The sequence below is a fragment of the Jejuia sp. G7-7 genome (assembly GCF_055808955.1).
In genome coordinates, this window is the sequence record NZ_JBVVSZ010000001.1 from 507,342 (window position 1) to 528,124 (window position 20,783).

At 33.8% G+C, this 20,783-nt stretch carries 15 protein-coding genes and 2 pseudogenes; 14 read left to right on the forward strand and 3 right to left on the reverse strand.

Going from position 1 to position 20,783, the window contains the following annotated elements; all coding sequences use genetic code 11:
- Nucleotides 1–72: 72 nt before the first annotated feature.
- Together ade and AC0L5U_RS02570 are read left to right on the forward strand one after the other, a co-directional pair.
- Nucleotides 73–1,695 carry an adenine deaminase gene (ade, locus tag AC0L5U_RS02565; RefSeq protein WP_473414523.1) on the forward strand — a complete coding sequence of 541 codons (1,623 nt, stop codon included), beginning with the start codon at nt 73–75 and terminating at the stop codon, nt 1,693–1,695.
- Nucleotides 1,696–1,698: 3 nt separating this feature from the next.
- The gene (locus tag AC0L5U_RS02570) at nt 1,699–2,658 is read left to right on the forward strand and encodes a YheT family hydrolase (RefSeq protein WP_473414524.1); all 960 of its coding nucleotides are present in this window, start codon (nt 1,699–1,701) and stop codon (nt 2,656–2,658) included.
- Here AC0L5U_RS02570 and AC0L5U_RS02575 read toward each other — a convergent pair.
- Nucleotides 2,655–4,124, reverse strand: a complete 1,470-nt coding sequence (locus AC0L5U_RS02575; RefSeq protein WP_473414525.1) for an SLC13 family permease — start codon at nt 4,122–4,124, stop codon at nt 2,655–2,657. The genes AC0L5U_RS02570 and AC0L5U_RS02575 overlap by 4 nt on opposite strands.
- A 208-nt stretch (nt 4,125–4,332) precedes the next feature.
- Here AC0L5U_RS02575 and AC0L5U_RS02580 point away from each other — a divergent pair, with 208 nt between their 5' ends.
- The 11 genes and pseudogenes from AC0L5U_RS02580 to AC0L5U_RS02630 all read left to right on the forward strand — a co-directional run bounded on the left by AC0L5U_RS02580 (nt 4,333) and on the right by AC0L5U_RS02630 (nt 17,963).
- Complete coding sequence (locus AC0L5U_RS02580) at nt 4,333–4,788, forward strand: (2Fe-2S)-binding protein (RefSeq protein WP_473414526.1); 456 nt, start codon at nt 4,333–4,335, stop codon at nt 4,786–4,788.
- A 28-nt stretch (nt 4,789–4,816) separates the two neighbouring features.
- A pseudogene (locus tag AC0L5U_RS02585) lies at nt 4,817–7,038 on the forward strand (xanthine dehydrogenase family protein molybdopterin-binding subunit).
- Nucleotides 7,039–7,098: 60 nt separating this feature from the next.
- Complete coding sequence (locus AC0L5U_RS02590) at nt 7,099–8,121, forward strand: XdhC family protein (protein ID WP_473414527.1); 1,023 nt, start codon at nt 7,099–7,101, stop codon at nt 8,119–8,121.
- A 5-nt stretch (nt 8,122–8,126) separates the two neighbouring features.
- Complete coding sequence (locus tag AC0L5U_RS02595; protein WP_473414528.1) at nt 8,127–8,741, forward strand: nucleotidyltransferase family protein; 615 nt, start codon at nt 8,127–8,129, stop codon at nt 8,739–8,741.
- A gap of 139 nt (nt 8,742–8,880) precedes the next feature.
- On the forward strand, nt 8,881–11,175 hold the full coding sequence (locus AC0L5U_RS02600) for an FdhF/YdeP family oxidoreductase (protein WP_473414529.1): 2,295 nt from the start codon (nt 8,881–8,883) through the stop codon (nt 11,173–11,175).
- Nucleotides 11,176–11,331: 156 nt separating this feature from the next.
- Nucleotides 11,332–13,845 carry a nitrite reductase large subunit NirB gene (gene nirB, locus AC0L5U_RS02605; RefSeq protein ID WP_473414530.1) on the forward strand — a complete coding sequence of 838 codons (2,514 nt, stop codon included), beginning with the start codon at nt 11,332–11,334 and terminating at the stop codon, nt 13,843–13,845.
- 130 nt (nt 13,846–13,975) lie between these two features.
- A pseudogene (gene nirD / locus AC0L5U_RS02610) lies at nt 13,976–14,351 on the forward strand (nitrite reductase small subunit NirD).
- A 24-nt stretch (nt 14,352–14,375) separates the two neighbouring features.
- Nucleotides 14,376–14,960: a DUF4202 domain-containing protein gene (locus tag AC0L5U_RS02615; RefSeq protein WP_473414531.1), complete on the forward strand. Its 585-nt coding sequence runs from the start codon at nt 14,376–14,378 to the stop codon at nt 14,958–14,960.
- A 15-nt stretch (nt 14,961–14,975) separates the two neighbouring features.
- The gene (locus tag AC0L5U_RS02620; protein WP_473414532.1) at nt 14,976–16,796 is read left to right on the forward strand and encodes a sensor histidine kinase; all 1,821 of its coding nucleotides are present in this window, start codon (nt 14,976–14,978) and stop codon (nt 16,794–16,796) included.
- Nucleotides 16,797–16,863: 67 nt separating this feature from the next.
- Complete coding sequence (locus tag AC0L5U_RS02625) at nt 16,864–17,244, forward strand: RidA family protein (RefSeq protein WP_473414533.1); 381 nt, start codon at nt 16,864–16,866, stop codon at nt 17,242–17,244.
- 53 nt (nt 17,245–17,297) lie between these two features.
- On the forward strand, nt 17,298–17,963 hold the full coding sequence (locus AC0L5U_RS02630; RefSeq protein WP_473414534.1) for a response regulator: 666 nt from the start codon (nt 17,298–17,300) through the stop codon (nt 17,961–17,963).
- Between the two features lie 16 nt (nt 17,964–17,979).
- On the opposite strand, the gene AC0L5U_RS02635 is transcribed toward AC0L5U_RS02630, so the two are convergent.
- Nucleotides 17,980–18,567, reverse strand: a complete 588-nt coding sequence (locus AC0L5U_RS02635) for a hypothetical protein (RefSeq protein WP_473416152.1) — start codon at nt 18,565–18,567, stop codon at nt 17,980–17,982.
- Nucleotides 18,568–18,616: 49 nt separating this feature from the next.
- On the reverse strand, nt 18,617–19,036 hold the full coding sequence (locus AC0L5U_RS02640; RefSeq protein WP_473414535.1) for a hypothetical protein: 420 nt from the start codon (nt 19,034–19,036) through the stop codon (nt 18,617–18,619).
- Between the two features lie 190 nt (nt 19,037–19,226).
- Between AC0L5U_RS02640 and AC0L5U_RS02645 the strand changes: the two genes are divergently transcribed.
- Complete coding sequence (locus tag AC0L5U_RS02645) at nt 19,227–20,654, forward strand: MFS transporter (protein WP_473414536.1); 1,428 nt, start codon at nt 19,227–19,229, stop codon at nt 20,652–20,654.
- Nucleotides 20,655–20,783: the final 129 nt, after the last annotated feature.

Consider the following 20,783-nt stretch of genomic DNA (forward strand, 5'->3'; position numbering starts at 1 on the left):
ACACAAAACAAATTCTAAAAATAACATTAAAATGATTCTTTCGTTAGGAGAGATGTCCGTTGGACAGAGAGGATGAAACTACAAGGGCTAATAGTAGATATACATAACAAACGCATTTATAAAGGCGAAATCACTTTTGAAAATGGTAAAATCAAATCCATTCAAGAGAAAGATCATAACGTAAATCATTATATACTTCCTGGTTTTATCGATGCGCATATTCACATAGAAAGTTCCATGCTCGTGCCAAGTGAGTTTGCAAGAATTGCAGTTACACACGGTACCGTTTCTACAGTTTCAGATCCACATGAAATAGCAAATGTATTAGGGGTAAAAGGTGTAGAGTTCATGATTGATAACGGAAAGCAAACGCCATTTAAATTCAACTTTGGCGCACCATCTTGTGTACCTGCTACTAATTTTGAATCTGCTGGAGCTATCATAGATTCTGAAGATATTAAATCACTTCTTGAAAATCCGGATATCAAATATCTAGCGGAAATGATGAATTATCCTGGAGTACTTTTTGATGATGAAGAAGTACTAAAAAAAATAGCTTGGACAAAACATTACAACAAACCTGTCGACGGACACGCGCCAGGAGTTAGAGGCGCAGACATAACAAAATATATAAATGCAGGAATTACAACCGACCATGAATGTTTTACTTATGAAGAAGCTTTAGAAAAACTCCAAAAAGGCATGAAAATCTTAATTAGAGAAGGAAGTGCCGCCAAAAATTTTGAGGCTTTAATTGATTTGCTTCCAGAACATTTTGAGAATATGATGTTTTGTAGTGATGATAAACATCCAGACGATTTAATAGTTGGCCATATTAATCAGTTATGTGCTAGAGCCGTTGCAAAAGGGATTGATGTTTTTAAAGTATTGCAGGCAGCTTGTATCAATCCTGTAAAACACTATAATCTTGATGTTGGTTTACTAGAAGTTGGAGATGATGCTGATTTTATTGTATTAGATGATTTAAAAGATTTCAAAACTTCCCAAACATTCGTTAAAGGAGAATTGGTTTATGATAACGGTCAATCATTAATTCAATCTGTTCCGTTTGAAATTATTAATAATTTCAATTGCGAAAAGAAAAACATTTCAGATTTTAGATTTGAATCTTCATCAAATCAAATAAGGGTAATTGAAGCTTTAGAAGGACAGTTAGTAACCAATGAAATTATTGAAGATGCTTTGATCCAAAACGAAAATTTAGTTTCAAATACTGAAAAAGATATTCTAAAAATAACGGTAATAAATCGTTATCAAAATCAAAAGCCAGCCATAGCATTTATCAAAAATTTTGGTTTAAAAGAAGGTGCTATTGCATCTTCAGTTGGTCACGATTCTCATAATATTATAGCAGTAGGCGTTTCAGATGAAGCCATCTGTAAAGTGGTCAATTTAATCATTGAAAATAAAGGTGGTATTTGTGCAATTTCAAATTCAGAAGAAAAAATAGTGTCACTTCCTGTTGCTGGAATTATGAGTGATAAAGATGGAGAAACAATAGGAAAACAATATGCCGAATTAGATAAAATGGCAAAAACATTAGGGAGCAAATTATACGCCCCATACATGACCTTATCGTTTATGGCATTGTTGGTGATTCCTTCTCTAAAACTAAGTGATAAAGGGCTTTTTGATGGGTCTAAATTTAAATTCAAAAATCTAGAAGTTCAGTAGCATATGCCAGTAATTGAGTCGAAGTACAAACCACCATTTTACTTTAAAAACGGATTTATTTCAACAGTATATTCAGGATTAGTAAGACGCGTTTCACTTGAGCAAGAAAGAGAACGCATTACCTTATCAGACGGAGATTTTTTAGATTTAGATTGGAGTTTTTCAAAAGAAAAAAGTGATAGACTTATCATTCTTCTACACGGACTTGAAGGTAACGGGCAACGTCCATACATGACTGGAACAGCAAAACTATTTAATGAAAACGGAATTGATGTGGTTTGTGTAAACTTTAGAGGGTGTAGCGGCGAAGATAATTTGAAATATTATAGCTATCATTCTGGAGCCACAGAAGATTTAGTAGCAGTAATTGAACACGCTATTTCTAACAAAAATTATTCTGAAATTTATTTAAAAGGTATCAGTCTAGGGGCTAATATTATCCTTAAATATCTTGGAGAACGAGATAATGTGCCTATTCAAGTTAAATCTGCAATTGCGGTTTCTGTGCCATGTTATTTAACGGGTTCTGCAAAAGCATTACATACATTTAAAAACAAACTGTATCACGATAGGTTTTTAAGATATTTAGTAAATAGATTAAAAAATAAGCATCAGCGTTTTCCAGAATTATTAAGTATGGAAACACTTAATTCCATTAAAACGTTAACAGATTTTGATAATGTGTATACTGCAAAAGCCCACGGTTTTGAGGATGCATTAGATTATTACACGAAATGCAGTAGTTTGCAATTTCTTCATAATATAAAAACACCAACATTAATTATTAATGCTTTGAATGATTCGTTTTTATCTCCAGAATGTTTTCCAGTTAAGGAATCAAAAAGCAATTCGAATTTATATTTAGAAATGCCAAACTATGGAGGGCACGCAGGTTTTATTGATAAAAATAATGTGTATTATAACGAGAAACGAGCTTTAGAATTTGTGAATAATAATCATTAGTTTTTAAGGCTCTCAGGAAACCCTTCAATAGCAATATTCCATAATTCAGGAAGTACAAAATACACAAACAATGTTAGTAGTATTATCGAAATAATATTCATAACAATTCCTTTACTTACCATATCTGGAATCCGTAAATAACCAGAGCCAAAAACTACCGCATTTGGAGGCGTAGCAACAGGAAGCATAAACGCACAAGATGCAGCAACTGCAGCACCAACCATTAAAATAAACGGATGAATATCTATAGTTAAAGCCATAGGTGCGAGTACTGGTAAAAGCATCGCCGTAGTAGCTAAATTTGATGTTATTTCTGTAAGGAAATTAACCGCTGCAATTAACAATAAAATTAAAATAATGGTACTAACTCCGGCAAGTGTTGTCATTTGACTTCCAATCCATAGCGCTAATCCGCTAGACTCAAAACCTTTTGCTAAAGCCATACCACCACCAAATAATAGAATGATTCCCCACGGAAGGTTTTTAGTGTCATTCCAAGAAATTATTTTTTTGTGTTTCGTTTTAGAAGGAATTAAAAATAATACCAAAGCAAACAAAATGGCAATAATAGTATCATCAATTTGAGGCAATATTCTTTTCAATAGAAACGAACGTGTAATCCAACAAAAAGCAGTAGCTGCAAAAACTATAGCTACTGTTTTTTCCTCATAAGTCATTTTACCAAGAGATTTTAATAAACGTTTTATTTCTTCTTTTCCACCAGGAAATTCTTTCTGTTTAAAAGAAAAAGCGAATTTGGTTAAATACTTCCAACAGATAAAAAGTAGAATAATAGAAATAGGAAATCCGAAGATGAACCATTGTGAAAATGTAATTTCATAACCATAAGTTTCTGAAACTACACCAGCTAAAACTAAATTTGGTGGTGTACCGATTAATGTAGCAATACCTCCAATAGAGGCACTATATGCTATGGCAAGCATTAGTGCTTTTCCAAAGATTAAATTTTCGTCTTCATCTGTTTTGGGATTGTCTTTTAGTTGTTTGATAATAGCAATACCAATAGGAAGCATCATTACAGAAGTAGCTGTATTAGAAATCCACATCGATAAAAATGCTGTGGCTATCATAAAACCAAGAATGATTTTTTGAACATTCGAACCAATAATATTAATAATGTTAAGTGCAATTCGTTTATGCAAATTCCATTTTTCAATGGCTATGGCAATAATGAATCCCCCTAAATAAAGAAAAACAAATTTATGTCCGAACGATGCTGTTGTTGAACCAATATCTAAACTTCCTGAAAGAGGAAATAAGACAATAGGTAATAAGGCTGTAGCGGCAATAGGAATAGCTTCAGTAATCCACCAAACAGCAATCCAAACCGTTGATGCTAAAACACCGTTGGCTTCATCTGTTAAGCTTTCGGGAGCAAAAAATAATCGAATTAAAATATAGAGTAGTGGACCTAGAAATAACCCTATTCGTTTTGAATTCGTCATATGTATTATTTGAAATAGTTCATCCCTTAAAAATAGTTTTTATTTCAGAAAAAGTAAAAATCAAAGCAAGATTATATTTCAATCTTATTTAAAAAGGTAAAATCTGTTAACTTTAAGGTAGTTTTAATTTGGTTGGACGAGTGTTAAATTAATAAGTTGCAATACGTTTAATTACATTTTTTAATATCTTACTAAAAAAATTAATAATATGCCGACTTTCAATTTAAAAATTAATAACAAAACCCATACTGTTGAGGCAGATATGGACACACCTTTATTGTGGGTGTTACGAGATAAAATCAACCTAGTAGGCACCAAGTTTGGCTGTGGTATTGGGCAATGCGGCGCATGTACAGTTCATGTAGATGGTAGTGCTATGAGGAGTTGTTTGCTAAAGGTGTCTCAGGCAGAGGATATGAATATAACCACTATTGAAGGGCTTTCTGAAAAGGGAGATCATCCCGTTCAAGAAGCATGGAAGGAAATTGATGTACCACAATGTGGCTACTGTCAGGCAGGACAAATTATGACTGCTTCTGCGTTTTTGAACGAGAATCCTAATCCTTCTTCATCTGAAATAAGAAACGCTATGCATGGTAATATTTGTCGTTGTGCTTCATATAATAGTATTGAAGAAGCGGTTAAAGTTGCATCAAAAAAATAAGTTAATCAACCTATAAATATATAAAACAATGAAACCTTCAGAACAAATTAGATTTAGTAGAAGATCATTCCTAAAAACATCAGCTTTAGCTAGTGGAGGCTTATTAATAGGTTTTAATTTATTCAATGCCTGTAAGTCAGATACTGAAATGCCTATTGATTTAAGCAAATTAAATTATAACGATTTCAATGCATTTATTAAAATTTCTCCCGAAGGTAAGGTTACAATCTTTTCGCCGAACCCTGAAATTGGACAAGGTGTAAAAACATCTATGCCAATGATTATTGCGGAGGAGTTAGATGTGTCTTGGGATGATGTTTATGTTGTACAAGCCCCATTAGATACAAAAAATTACACACGGCAAATTGCAGGTGGAAGCCAGTCGATTCGTCATGGATGGACTGCGTTACGGGAAACAGGAGCCACAGCAAAACAAATGTTAGTGAATGCTGCTGCTGCAAGATGGGGTGTTGATGCATCTGAATGTAAAGTGAAAGACGGTATTATCACAAATGGAAAAGGAGAAACTTTAGGATATGGTGATGTGGTTTTAGAAGCCGCTGCTCTTGAAGTTCCCGAAGATGTTGTATTGAAAGAGGCAAAAGATTTTAAAATCATTGGAAACAAAGGAAAAGGTAATGTTGATATTGATAAAATTACAACAGGAAAACCTTTATTTGGATTAGATTATAAAGAAGAAGGCATGCTATATGCTTCGGTTTTAAGACCGCCAGCATTTGGACAATTATTGGAATCTTATGACGATTCTGCTGCAAAATCGTTACCAGGAGTAGTTGATGTAATTACCATTGGCGAAAAAGTACGCTCTCTTTTTGATGCAGGCAAAAAAGCTGGACTACCCAACTAAGTACTAGCGATAAAGTGGTTGTTATTGCCAAAACAACTTGGGATGCTATGAAAGGCAAAAAAGCCATAAAAGCTGTATGGAAAAACGATTCTACTTTAGAAAGTACTGAGTTTCATGACCAAAAATTATTAGCATTACTTAATGGTAATAAATTTAAAGAAAGACGGTCTGATGGAAATATTAAAAAAGCATTTAAGCAAGCTGATAAAGTCTTAGAACGTATTTATGAAGCACCATTTTTGCCTCATAATTGCTTAGAACCTATGAATTTTTTCGCAAATGTAACACCTGAAAAAGTACATTTGGTTGGGCCTGTACAAACACCAGAAGATGCTGCTAAAGTAGTTGCAGATCTTTTAGGAAGAGAACTTGATGATGTTCATATAGAAATGACAAGAATGGGTGGTGGATTTGGAAGACGCTTATATGGTGACTTTGTATATGAAGCTGCTGAAATTTCAAATGCAATTCAAAAACCAGTTAAAATGGTATCTTCTAGAGAAGATGATATGACAACTGGAATTTACCGTCCTGCTTCAAAATATAAAATTTCGGCATCAATTAAAGATGGTAAATTAACAGGATATCATTTAAAAGAGGCAGCTGTTAATATTAACATGTATGGTTTAATTCCTAATTTCTTTCCAGCAGGAGCCATTGAAAATTATCAAGTAGATACCGTAAACTATCAAAGTAATATTACTACAGGAGCTTGGAGAGCTCCATACACTAACTTTTTGGCAAGTGCAGAGCAAAGTTTCTTTGATGAATTAGCTGAAGAATTAGGCGTTGATCGTGTGCAACTGCATATGGATTTATTAGAAAATGTAAAAAATAATCCAAAGCCTAATATAGAATACAATCCAGAGCGTTTACAAGGTGTTTTGAAGTTGGCAGTAGAAAAGTCCAATTGGGGGAATACTAAAGAAGGTGTTTATCAAGGTCTTTCAGTCTATTATTGCCACAATACCCACGTTGCCGAAGTTGCAGATATAACCATGGAAAATGGTGTACCGTCCGTTAAAAAAGTAACCTGCGCTGTGGATTGTGGTATTGTAGTGAATAAACTAGGAGCTTTAAACCAAATTAAAGGTGGTGTAATTGATGGTATTGGTCATGCATTATATTCCGATTTCGGATTTAATAATGGCGTGCCACAATCCAATAATTTCAATAGTTATCAATTAATTCGTATGGGACAAACACCAAAAGTAGATGTTCATTTTGTCGAAAATGGTATGGATCCTACAGGTTTAGGTGAGCCAACGTTGCCCCCAGTTGGAGCAGCAGTAGCAAACGCAATTTATAAGGCTACAGGAAAGCGTTTGACAAAACAGCCTTACATGAACAATCTAAATGTAGCATCTAAAGTTTTAGGATAATTAAAAGTAGCATTTAAAAGAGCCTTTGTTACGGAGGCTCTTTTGTGATTAATAATTTCAATGACACACGAGTTTAAGAATATTGTTGAAGCAGCTTTAGCAGCAAGGGATAAAAATATGTCTTCTGTAATTGCTTCTGTTGTGGCACTAGATGGTTCATCTTACCGAAGGCCAGGAGTAAGAATGTTAATTCTCGAAAATGATAAAATGATAGGTGCCGTAAGCGGAGGTTGTGTTGAAAAAGAAATTTTACTACAATCGCAAACTGTTTTTAAAACAGGGAAATCTAAAATAATGGCTTATGATGGTAGATATCGTTTAGGTTGTGAAGGTATTTTATATATATTATTAGAACCTTTTTGTCCAAATGAAAGCTTTATAAATTCATTTTTCAAGTGTTTAGCAGAAAGAAAGTCTTTTGAATTACTATCATTTTTTGATAAATCAGAGGGAGCTCTAGACGATATTGGTTCTTATTTAAAAATAGGAAAAGATACATTTCCAATGTCAGGAAATCTCCTAAAACCTAAGCCTGATTCACTTTCCGTTTTTAAACAACATATGCCGCCATGTTTTAAATTAATTGTTATTGGGGCAGAACATGATGCGGTACAATTATGTAAGTATGCTGCATTTACGGGTTGGGAAGTTACAATTATAGCAGGTTTAAAAGAATCAAAATCTATTCAGGATTTTCCTGGAGCTCATACATTTTATGCTACTACCGCAGAGGCTATGGATGTGAGATTAATTGATAATCAAACAGCAATTGTATTAATGACGCACAATTTTGCAAACGATTTAAGATTTTTGGTTGCTTTAAAAACTACAAACCCTAATTATATTGGTCTATTAGGTCCTACAAAACGAAGAGATGATGTATTGTCTCAGTTTATCGAATATTGTCCAGAAATTGAGGACGACTTTTTAGAAAAAATCTACGGGCCTGCTGGTTTAAATATAGGCTCTGAGACTCCTCAGGAGATAGCAATATCAATAGTTTCAGAAATATTGGCTATAACTAGAAAAGAAAATCCAACATCCTTAAGTCAGAAATCAGGAAGTATTCATTCAAAACGCTAATTTTTTTGTCTCAGCCTTCAAATATTGCATTAGTTATTTTAGCAGCAGGTGCTTCAACAAGAATGGGAAGTCCAAAACAATTATTAAAATGGAATACTACTTCATTAATTCAACATGCTTTAAAAATTACACAAGAAACAAAAGCATCTAAAGTTTTTGTAGTTTTGGGCGCAAATTCTGAGATTATCAAAAAAGATATAAATGATACCAACGCTTCTATTATTTTGAATCCAGAGTGGGAGTTAGGTTTAGGGAAATCCATTGCATGTGCAGCTTCTTTCATATTAAATTTAAAAGAAAATTTTGATGGTATTTTGATTACGCTTGCAGATCAACCATTTGTAACTACCTCATTTTTAAATAGAATGATGGATGAGTTTAGTATTGACAAAAATCAAATTATTGCGACATCTTACCATGTTAGAAAAAATGGTGTTCCTGCTTTATTTGACAAGATTTATTTAAAAGATTTATCAGAATTGTATACAGATTTTGGAGCGAAAACAATTTTGAAAAAACACAAAAAAATCGTGGAATCACTTACTCCAGATTTTAATAATCTAGATGTAGATACTAAAGAAGATTACGATTACTTAGTCAGTAAGAACTTTAAAAACTAAACAAAAAAGTTAATTTTCCTCGTCTCAACATACTATTTATGATGATTTAGTTTATAAAATCGTCAAGATTGAATAAACTCCTCCATTAAAATAAAAGTAATTTTGCCACCTTTAATCCAATATTTGTTATCTTAGAAGTATGGGTAAATCTCCAATTGATAAAGCACTAATACCAGAAAAGTTTGAGAACTTAAAAACAAAAACACCACCTACAAATACAGCAGGTATAGGAGGTTTGAAAGCTGCTACATCTCACGCTATTAAGTACATTAAGCCTAGTAATATTTTTAAGATTTCTACCAAGATGAATCAAAAAGGAGGTTTTGATTGTCCAGGTTGTGCATGGCCAGATCCAGATGATGAGCGGTCTTCACTAGGAGAATATTGTGAAAACGGACTTAAAGCGATGTCTGAAGAAATGCAAAACAAACTCATTTGGCGTGATTTTTTTGCAGAGAACTCTGTTGATGAATTGTCTAACTTATCAGATTTTGAAATTGGTAAATCGGGGCGAATAGCAGAACCTATGTATTTACCCAAAGGAGGAACTCATTATCAACCTATAAATTGGGAAGATGCTTTTAAAAAAGTTGGAGAACATTTAAACGCTTTAGATCATCCAGATGAAGCAGCCTTTTATACTTCAGGAAGAACCACCAACGAAGCAGCTTTTTTGTACCAATTATTTGTTAGAGAATTTGGTACTGCAAATTTGCCTGATTGTTCTAATATGTGTCATGAAGCAAGCGGAAGCGCGTTATCTGAAACATTAGGTATTGGAAAAGGTTCGGTAACTTTAGACGATTTATACAAAGCAGAATTGGTAATGGTAGTAGGGCAAAACCCAGCAACTAATCATCCCAGAATGTTATCTGCATTAGAAAAGACAAAAAAGAATGGTGGTAAAATAGTAGCCATTAATCCGTTGCCAGAAGCAGGGTTAATGAAGTTTACAGATCCCCAAAGTCCAATTAAAATGCTAACAGGAGGCACCAAATTATCAGATGTTTTTGTACCCGTTACTATAAATGGAGATGTTGCTTTTTTCAAAGCACTATTGCTAAAATTATTGGAAAAAGAAGAACAAGACGGTAACGTATTTGACAAAGAATTCATAGCAGAATATACCAGCGGATTAGATGAATTTATTTCAGATTTAAAAACCTATGATTTTGAAGACTGTCTTAAAGCATCAGGCGTTTCAAGGGAAATTTTCAACCAGACTTTTGATTTAGTCTTGAACAAGAAAAAAATCATCATTTGTTGGGCGATGGGTTTAACGCAACATGAAAATGCAGTAGATAATATTAGAGAGATTGTCAACTTATTATTATTAAAAGGTAGTATAGGAAAAGAAGGCGCAGGCACCTGTCCAGTTCGTGGACATTCAAACGTACAAGGCGATAGAACGGTTGGTATTTGGGAAGCAGCTCCTCAGGCATTTTTAGATAAAATTGAAGAAAAATATGGTTTTAAACCTACAGTTAAACATGGATATTCTGTAATTGAAGCTATAAAAGCCATGTATGAAAATAAGGTTAAGGTGTTTTTTGGAATGGGAGGGAATTTTATTTCTGCAGTTCCAGATACTGTTTATTCTGCTCAGGCAATGGCGAATTGTAATTTAACGGTACATGTGAGTACAAAACTAAACCGTTCGCATTTGGTAACAGGAAAAGAAGCTTTAATTTTTCCATGTTTAGGACGTGCAGAAAAAGACTATCAAAAAACTGGTGTACAAACACAAAGTGTAGAAAACTCTATGGGCGTAGTGTCTTCAACAAAAGGTGTTTTAGAACCTTGTTCTGATGCCCTTTTAAGTGAAGTTGCCGTAGTTTGTGGTATTGCAAATGCTACTCTAAAAGAACGCTCTAAAATTAATTGGTTAAAGTATAAAGATGATTATAGTTTAGTGAGAGATGATATTGCTGAGGTTATTTCAGGCTTTACAGATTATAATAAAAAACTAAAACAACCCTCAGGATTTTATTTGCCAAACGGTGCAAGAGAACGAAAATTTAAAACGAAAACAGGAAAAGCAAATTTTACTTCCAATAAACTTCCAGAATGGGAATTAAAAGATGATGAATTAATCATGATGACTATTAGAAGTCATGATCAATTCAATACCACAATCTATGGTTTAGATGATAGATATCGAGGTGTTTTTAATGAACGGCGTATCATTTTTATGAATCGTGATGATATGAAACTACGTAGTTTAAATGAACATCAAGTAGTTAGTCTTAAATCTGAATATAATGGAGTTAATCGGGAAGCTAATAATTTTAAAGTAGTAGGTTATGATATCCCTAAAAACTGTTGTGCTACCTATTTTCCTGAAACTAATGTATTAGTACCATTGGATAGTTTTGCGCATACAGCAAAGACCCCTGCATCAAAGAGTGTACGAATTACTATTGAAAAAGTTTAAGATTTCAACAAAAACTAATCCTTAATTTTCTTAATAATCAATTATTGTTATTTCAATTTGAGAAATTGATAATAATAGCCTTTCTACGTAAATTTCTACTTAAATCAAATCATAAAATAAGTATAAATACTTAGTTTTGTTTTTAAATACGTAATTATGAAGCACATTATTGTTGTTGGAAACGGCATGGTTGGTTATAAATTTTGTGAAAAATTTGTAGAAAAAGCTGAAAGCAAAGATTTTAAAATCACAGTATTTGGTGAAGAGCCAAGACCAGCTTATGATAGAGTTCACTTGAGTGAGTTTTTTGAGAATCAAGATGCGAAAGCCCTAGAAATGGCTCCAGCAGAATGGTATGTTGAAAACGGTATTGATTTGGTTACCAATGAACGTGTGGCTGATATTAATAGAACAGCAAAAACAATTACAACTGCAAAAGACCGTGAGTTTTCTTATGATTATTTGGTGTTAGCAACAGGATCTTCGCCTTTTGTACCACCAATTAAAGGTGTTGAAAAAGAGGGCGTATTTGTATATAGAACTATTGAAGATTTAGAAGGCATGTTAGCTTACGCTGCTAAACTTAGAGAAGAAAAACCAAATGCAAGAGGTGCTGTTTTAGGTGGTGGCTTGTTAGGTTTAGAAGCTGGTAAGGCGGTTATGGATATGGGCTTAGAACCATATATTGTGGAGTTTGCATCTAAGTTAATGCCAAGGCAATTAGACTCTAGAAGTTCTCAGGTTTTAAAATTAAAATTAGAATCTATTGGTTTAAATATTCACTTGAGTAAGGCAACCAATCAGATTTTAGGTGATAAGTTCATCACAGGAATGGAGTTTGGAGAGGATGATATTTTGGATGTAGATATGCTTGTTATTTCAGCAGGTATTCGTCCAAGAGATGAACTAGGACGTGCTTGTGGTTTAGAAGTTGGTGTTCGTGGAGGTATTGTGGTTGACAACACCATGAAAACTTCAGATGAAAATATTTATGCTATTGGTGAAATTGCCTTATACAATCAAATGATATATGGCTTAGTTGCTCCTGGTTATGATATGGCTGCAGTAGCTGTTGAACAGATTATAGGACATACAGATACGGTTATGCCAGCAGATATAGACATGTCTACCAAATTAAAATTAATTGGTGTAGACGTGGCTAGTTTTGGAGAGCCATTTATGCCTGCTGCAAAAGGACATTCCATCATTTTTGAAAATAAAACACAGCATTTATATAAAAGAATAAATGTGAGTCTTGATGGTAAATCCTTACTAGGAGGTATTTTAGTTGGTGATGCAGCAGATTATAATATGTTACATCAAGTGTATTTAAATGGCATGGCTATTCCTGAAGATCCATCACAATTAATATTGCCAGCAAGTGAAGGCGGTGCTTCTTTTGGAAGTGTATTAGATTTACCAGATGATGCGCAAGTATGTTCTTGTGAGAGTGTTTCTAAAGGTGATATTTGCTGTTCAATTACTGAAGGAGATTGTACAAGTTTAGGTGATGTGGTTACAAAAACCAAAGCGACTTCAGGTTGTGGAGGTTGTAAACCTATGGTAACTGATTTGGTAAACGAAACTCTGAAATCGTTAGGAAAAGAGGTTAAAGAAACCATATGTGCGCACTTTAATTTTAGCAGACAAGAGCTTTACGATTTAATAAAAATTAATAAAGTACCCAACTACCAAGAAGCATTAAATTTATTTGGAGAAGGGCATGGTTGTGAAACTTGTAAGCCATTATTAGCGTCGATATTTGCAACGATAACAATGGAAACGGCAAATAGGCAACCAACAATTCAAGATACAAACGACAGATTTTTAGCAAACATTCAACGTAACGGAACGTATTCTGTGGTGCCAAGAGTTGCTGGTGGCGAGATTACCCCACAACAATTAATTGTGATTGGAGAAGTTGCTAAAAAATACGATTTATATACTAAAATTACAGGTGGACAACGTATTGATTTATTCGGTGCGCAGATTCATGAATTACCAATGATTTGGAAAGAGCTGATTGATGCTGGTTTTGAAAGTGGTCATGCCTATGGGAAATCACTACGTACCGTAAAAAGTTGCGTTGGTTCTACATGGTGTAGATACGGTATGCACGAGAGTGTAACCTTTGCCATAAATATTGAAAATAGGTACAGAGGCTTACGTTCTCCGCACAAATTAAAAGGTGGTGTTTCAGGATGTATTAGAGAATGTGCTGAAGCTAGAGGTAAAGATTTTGGATTAATTGCCGTTGAAGGCGGCTGGAACTTATACGTTTGTGGAAACGGAGGAGCTACGCCAAAGCATGCGGTATTGCTTGCAGAACAGCTGGATGACAAGACGGTTATTAAGTACTTAGACAGATTCCTGATGTACTACATCCGTACCGCAGGGCCTTTGGTTAGAACTGCTCCTTGGTTAGATAAATTAGAAGGTGGTATTGAATATTTAAAACAAGTTGTTATTGAAGATTCTTTAGGTATTGCTGATGATTTAGAACAAGAAATGCAAGGTCTGGTTAATAGGTATAACTGTGAGTGGAAAGAGGTTATTGAAAACCCAGAAATGATGAAGCGTTTCAAGCATTTTGTAAATTCAGATGATACAGATGATAACTTAGAGTTTGTGCCAATGAGGGGGCAGAAGATGCCGAAGCAATGGGTTTAGGAAAGGTTGATTTGTTGAGTCGTTTAAAGGTTATAGTAATTAAACAAAAGATAATTCTCAACTTCTCGATACAATTTCGATGGAAAAATGAAAATCACTAGAAGTGACGTGAAAAATAAAATATAGAATTATGGAAAATATATTGGAGCAGTACAAATCGGTTACAGAAAAGGAGACGAAAACTTGGTTTAAAGTTGGTGTAACTACTGATTTTCCAGAGAATAGCGGCGCGTGTATCAAATATAAAACTAAGCAAGTTGCGGTGTATAATTTTACGCGAACTGGAAAGTGGTATGCAACTCAGAATTTGTGTCCGCATAAAATGGAAATGGTACTTTCGTTAGGAATGATAGGTGATAAGGATGATATTCCGAAGGTGGCGTGCCCGATGCATAAAAAAATTCTCGTTGGAAGATGGTAGTAATTTAGCTGGCGAAGATTTGAAAATTGCCACTTATCCTGTTAAAATTGAGGACGGAAATGTGTATATTGGCTTTTCGGATTAATGAACAGACCAAAACACGAATTTTATGAAGCCTACCAGATTTGAAACAGCAATTGCTCTAATTGATAAAGCGAATTCTGAGGACGTAAACACATACGAAGTTGCTGATATTAAGTATCCTAAGGAGTTACTTTACTCACAGCGAATGACTAGAAAATTGTTGCAATTTAAACCTGATGCATCCAAAGCATTACAAATTGCAGCGCGTGCACAACATATATGCAGATGGAAAATTGCACGAGATGAATATCCAATGGACCGTGTTGGTTATTTAAAATGGCGTGAAACATTGAAAAAAATGCATGCTGATTTAACTTCAGATATTTTAAAACAAGTAGGGTATGATGACCAGTTTGATGATAGAATTAGAAAAATCATTCTTAAAAAACTGATTAAGAAAAATGAGGAATCTCAAGCCTTAGAAGATACCATTTGCTTAGTGTTTTTAGATTATTATTTTGAAGAGTTTGCTGCAAAACATCCTGATGAAAAGGTCATTGATATTCTCCAAAAAACATGGGTTAAGATGAGTGACGAAGGACAACAAGAAGCTCTGAAACTTAACTTCTCAGAAAAGTCATTAGCTCTAGTAAAACAAGCTATTGCTTAAAAATCTTCGTGAGATATGACAAAAAACGGCAACTCATTAGACCAAAGGACTTTTGATAAATTACGCCGTTTATACATCATAGGATTTAGCACAATTGCACTTTCGGTAATTGTAAGTCAGATTTTAATTCGTACACATCTTAGCGGTCAAGAAAGTGATTCTAGAGTTATTAATGTTGCTGGCCGTCAACGTATGTTGAGTCAGAAACTGACTAAAGATATTGTATCGCTTTCTGCGGAAACCAACCCAAAAAATCGTATCCTTTTAAAGGATAATATTAAGGAAACCTTGCACATTTGGGAGTTGTCTCATCATGCTTTGCAAAACGGAAACGATAGTTTAAGGCTTCCTAACACCAATAGTAAAAAGGTGTCTGATAAGTTTCAGGTTTTAAATCCTGTTTTTGATACTATAAGTAAAGCTTCAAAATCTATTATTGATAAGATTGAAAACAAACCACCTTTAGTTTTAGAGTTTTACGCATCGGATATTGAAAAAGTGAAAGCTAATGAAGGGTCTTTTTTAATGATGATGGATGATATTGTAAATCAATATGATTTGGAAGCGGAAGAAAAAGTGGCTTGGTTGCGTAATCTAGAAATGTGGCTAACAGCATTAACCTTGTTGATTCTGTTAGGCGAATTTTTATTTATTTTTTGGCCTGCGGCGAAATCGGTAAAATCTGTGTTAGTTGAGTTATTGTCTGCTGAAAAACATGCTAAAAAAATGGCGTTTGATGCAGATGAATTAAGTGTAGCCAAAGAAAAATCAATTAAAGAACTCCGTGCTTTAAGTCGTGCTATGGATGATACATTACTCTTTGCGCGTATACTTCCAAACGGAAGTGTTGTTCACATGGGGAATAAGTTTTCACGACTTTTTAGCTTTTCAAAATTTAACGATGCCACTTTGTTTTGGACAGTTTTATCTACTGAAGAACAGGAGCAATTGGCAATTGAAGACATTATTAATAAACACAAGAAAACAGGTTGGCAAGGCGAAGTTAAAGCGACTACTAAAACTGGCGAAAGCATTTGGTTAGAAATGGCTGTTATACCTTACAGTCCGACGGATGAAAAATCAGAACTGCTAATTATTGCATCGGAAATCACAAAACGGAAAATAGCACAGTTAGAAATTGAGCGCTTGACTGAAAAGAGTTTTGAGGAAAAAATGAGTCAGCAGAAAATCATTTCTAGCAAAATTATTGAAAACCAAGAGAAGGAGCAAAATCGTATTGCAAAAGATGTACATGATGGGATAGGGCAGATGCTTACAGGTTTAAAATATAATTTAGAAAGTATCGATACCAGTAATGTTGAAAAAGCAAGTGCTAAAATTGAACATTTAAAAGAGCTTACGACCAACATTATAAAAGGGGTACGTACAGCCACTTTTAATCTAACACCTCCAGAATTAACTGACCATGGAATTGTGCCAGCTTTAAGTAAATTAACTTTAGAATTAGCTAAACTTACTGGTAAAGAAATTGTGTTGTTTAATAAAACCGATTTCAATCAACGACTAGATTCATTGGCAGAAATTAATGTGTATCGTATTGTTCAAGAAGCTGTTAATAATGCCATAAAATATGCAGAATCTACACATATTATTGTGTCCTTATCGCATAGCAAAAATATATTGAGTATCGTTATTGATGATAATGGTAAAGGGTTTAATCCAGACAAAGTAAAACGTGTAAAAACAGGCGATGGTGGTATGGGTATGACCTTTATGCAAGAGCGAATCAAGTATATTGAAGGACGTTTATTTTTAACTTCGGAAGTGGGTAAAGGCACTCGGGTTACTTTGAATATTCCTTTGGAAGATAATTAAACTCAAACTTAAACCTTAAATATTAGGTTGAGCGTAGTCGAAACCAATTAAATAAAATAATCAAACCATGAAAAGTAAGCTAATAAGTTCCGGTTCTACATTTGAAGAAAAAATTGGTTATTCCAGAGCTGTTGTACATGGCGATTGGATTTTCGTTTCAGGAACTACAGGTTATAATTATGAAACCATGACCATTAGTGATGATGTTGTAGAACAAACCGAACAATGTTTTTTTAACATAAAACAAACGCTAGAACAAGCTGATGCAAATCTTTCAGATATTGTTCGCGTGACTTATATTTTACCAAATGTTGTTGATTTTGAGCAATGTTGGCCTGTGCTAAAAAAATACTTAGGAAACATTAAACCCGCTGCAACCATGTTTTCTGCTGGACTTGCAGATGATAAAATGAAGATTGAAATTCAGGTTACTGCACTAAAAAGTTAAAAATACGTAGTATTACGTAATTTTATTACTTTTGTACTTATAATTTGTTATTTATGGATATAATCAATGTTGTACTTGCAGACGATCATGTTTTAGTTAGAGATGGTATTAAAGCCCTTTTAGAAGACCAATCAGGAATTGTTGTAATAGATGAAGCCTCAAACGGAAAAGAAGCTTTAGAAGTGATAACTAGAAACAAACCCCATGTATTGATTGTGGACATTAGAATGCCAGAAATGAATGGTATTGAAGTGGTTGGAGAGATGAGTAAGTCGCATAAAGATGTGAGAACATTGGTATTATCTATGCACGATTCCGAGGAATACGTAGTACAAGCTATTCAAGCTGGTGCTGATGGCTATTTATTAAAAGGAGCAAGTAAAGAGGAATTTTTAAAAGCGGTAACTAAAGTAGCTTCTGGAGGTAAATATTTTACAGGAGATGTATCAGCAATTATCATGAATAATTTTGTGAATGGCAACACCAATTCAGCAGCTACAGCAAAAGCAACACCAAAAGAAGACCCTTTTAAATTAACCAAACGCGAAAAGCAAATTTTAGGTTTGGTATTAGAGCTTAAAAATAACAAAGATATTGCTGATGAACTTCAAATCAGCAAGCGAACCGCAGAAGTACACCGTTTTAACCTCATGAAAAAATTAGAGGTTAAAAACTTAATGGAATTGAGCCATAAGGCTAATGAGTTTGGTTTGGTATGAAATTATTGTATTTATATCATAATGAATCTGGCTTCCACTTTTGATTAATCATATTTTTTAGCAAATCAAAATAATTCCATTCAATTCCTCTTGCAGCTAAGGAACTAAGACTATCTTGATTTTTTCTATGAGAGCGAGAAGGTCCAGTCATATTAGGTTTAAGGTTTATATCAAATAAGTAATATTTACCATTTTTATCTGCTCTACAATCTATTCGAATAGGTGCTTTGACATTAAGTAAACTTGCAGATTTACTACAATATTTGTATAATTTTTTTATTTCAGAACTATCCTGTTCATCTTCTTTTAATAACCTACTATTTTCTATTACAGCTACAATTCCATTATATGGTGCAATACCATTTTTATGGTTAAACCGCATAATTGCTGGTAAACACCAAGGTTCATTGAAAGCTTTTGTTTCATTTTGTATCTCATAATAACCTGCAGGCATAACGGTTATGGTTAATTCATTGCCATCTAAATAGTCTTCTATATATACTTGGTTTCCAAATTTGTCGCTAGAAAATAAAATATCAAGTTCTTTTGCTAAATCATTTTGATTTTGAATGAGCCCAACACCTTGACTTCCTCTCCCTCGTATTGGTTTTAGTACTAATGGGTAGTTTAAGCTACTATAATCTTGATTTAAATTATTTTTTTAAAATTCGTCCATGCGGTATAGGTATATCATTTTTTTTAAGAAACTGGTTTGTTTCCCATTTGTCATCATAAATATCTACGGTATCAGGTATTTGACCGATAACTTCAATGTCTGTATTAAAATAATTAATAATAGGGTGTTTTGAATATAAAACAGTATTCAACCAAAATACTTGAGCTCCTTTATCTATCGCATATTGAATGCCTTCCTTTGTGTCTGGAAAAACCCAGTCTAAGTCATTCTCTGTTTTAGGTTCAAGAGCAGGAGTTACTACTGGAATTCTGTTTTTTATTAACTCATTAGCAATGTCTGCGCCACTATCAGAATATCCTCCTGGTTTTAAAGGTTTTTGAATTTCATTTTTTTTGGGAGGTATTTGAGATTGATATAGTATTGCAATTTTTTTCAAACGATTTATTTGATTGAGATTTTATATAAATATATCATTAAAATCTGATAAATTTCACATAACATTTTACCAAATCCACAAATTCCTCATTCCTAAATTATCAACATCATAATTTTTTACCATTACGTAATTTTTAACAATTAAAATTAAGTATAAATACGTAGTTTTGTACGTATAAAAATACTTAATTATGAATTCTACAACTCAAACTAAGTCCACCACATTAAAATTATTCAATCTTAAGAACGTATCGATACGTACATTTTGGATAACAGCCATATCATTTTTCTTATGCTTTTTTGCATGGTTTGGTATTGTACCGTTTATGCCAGATGTGGTTAAAGATTTGGGGTTAACTCCAGATCAAAAATGGAACTCTATTATTTTGGCAGTTTCAGGAACGGTGTTTGCCCGTTTGCTTATTGGTAAATTATGCGATAAATATGGCCCAAGATTGTGCTACACTTGGTTATTGATGTTAGGCGCTATTCCAGTTGTTTTATGCGGATTGGTACAAACGCCAACACAGTTTTTAGTATGTAGATTATTCATTGGTTTTATTGGGGCTTCTTTCGTTATTACACAAGTGCATACCTCTTTAATGTTTGCTCCTAATATTGTAGGAACTGCAAACGCAACTTCTGCTGGATGGGGAAACCTTGGTGGTGGTGCTAACCGTTTGGGGATGCCATTAATTGCTGCTGCTGTTGTAGCATTTGGTGTTGCCGAAGGCGAAGCTTGGAGATACTCTATGGTTATTGCAGGTGTGGTTTGTTTCTTAATGGGTATTGTGTATTACTTCTTTACGCAAGATACACCAGAAGGAAATTTTAAGGATTTGAAAGCTTCAGGTATCAAAATAGAAAAAAAGAAAGATCAAGTAGGTTTTGGAACTGTTTTAAAAGATTATAGAACATGGATTTTATTTGTAGTTTATGCAGCATGTTTCGGAATAGAATTAACCGTTTATGGTACCATGGATGATTACCTGCAAAACACCTTTCAGTTAGAAAGAGTCACGGCTGGTAATATTGTATTGTCATTTGCATTAATGAATATTTTTGCAAGAACATTAGGAGGTTTTTTTGGCGATAAATTTGGAAAATTAAAAGGCTTAAGAGGTCGTGTGTTATTCTTAGCGGGTATTCTAGCAGTGCAAGGTTGTATGTTAATGACGTTTTCAACAACTACAAGTATTGTTGTAGGAATCATGTTCTTAATCTTATTTAGTTTATCAGTTCAAATGGCAGAAGGCGCAACGTTTTCTGTTGTACCATTTATCAATAAAAAAGCAATTGGTTCTGTTTCAGGTATAGTGGGCGCAGGCGGGAATGTAGGCGCATTTTTAGCAGCAATGTTATTAAAATCACAATCAGCAGTTGCCGAAAAAGCTGCTATAGCAGCAAATCAAGGTTTAGGAGAAGAGGCTATAAGTGCAGCACAATCTGCGGCATCAGCTTCAGCGGTTTCTAGTGGTTATTTCATCATTGGTACTGTGGTTCTTGTAACGGCTCTTGTTTCGTTAGCAATTCGTTTTTCAACAGAAGATGAAAAAGTGGCAAAAGCAGATTCAATTGTAAATCCTGAGGATTTGATTCCTATTAAAGTAAAAAGCTAAATGAGAATAAATTGATTATTTGACGGACTAGTTTTTATCAAATATGAAATAAAATCAACCTTTTTTATGGTATTCAGAATAATGAAGTTGGTATTTGTTTTCTGAAATTAAATAATGTTATTTAGTATA

Bases quoted from the DNA above. Each gene is read 5' to 3' on its own strand.
- ade (WP_473414523.1), top strand. From the start codon at position 73: ATGAAACTACAAGGGCTAATAGTAGATATACATAACAAACGCATTTAT.
- AC0L5U_RS02570 (WP_473414524.1), top strand. From the start codon at position 1,699: ATGCCAGTAATTGAGTCGAAGTACAAACCACCATTTTACTTTAAAAAC.
- AC0L5U_RS02575 (WP_473414525.1), bottom strand. From the start codon at position 4,124: ATGACGAATTCAAAACGAATAGGGTTATTTCTAGGTCCACTACTCTAT.
- AC0L5U_RS02580 (WP_473414526.1), top strand. From the start codon at position 4,333: ATGCCGACTTTCAATTTAAAAATTAATAACAAAACCCATACTGTTGAG.
- AC0L5U_RS02590 (WP_473414527.1), top strand. From the start codon at position 7,099: ATGACACACGAGTTTAAGAATATTGTTGAAGCAGCTTTAGCAGCAAGG.
- AC0L5U_RS02600 (WP_473414529.1), top strand. From the start codon at position 8,881: ATGGGTAAATCTCCAATTGATAAAGCACTAATACCAGAAAAGTTTGAG.
- nirB (WP_473414530.1), top strand. From the start codon at position 11,332: ATGAAGCACATTATTGTTGTTGGAAACGGCATGGTTGGTTATAAATTT.
- AC0L5U_RS02615 (WP_473414531.1), top strand. From the start codon at position 14,376: ATGAAGCCTACCAGATTTGAAACAGCAATTGCTCTAATTGATAAAGCG.
- AC0L5U_RS02620 (WP_473414532.1), top strand. From the start codon at position 14,976: ATGACAAAAAACGGCAACTCATTAGACCAAAGGACTTTTGATAAATTA.
- AC0L5U_RS02625 (WP_473414533.1), top strand. From the start codon at position 16,864: ATGAAAAGTAAGCTAATAAGTTCCGGTTCTACATTTGAAGAAAAAATT.
- AC0L5U_RS02630 (WP_473414534.1), top strand. From the start codon at position 17,298: ATGGATATAATCAATGTTGTACTTGCAGACGATCATGTTTTAGTTAGA.
- AC0L5U_RS02645 (WP_473414536.1), top strand. From the start codon at position 19,227: ATGAATTCTACAACTCAAACTAAGTCCACCACATTAAAATTATTCAAT.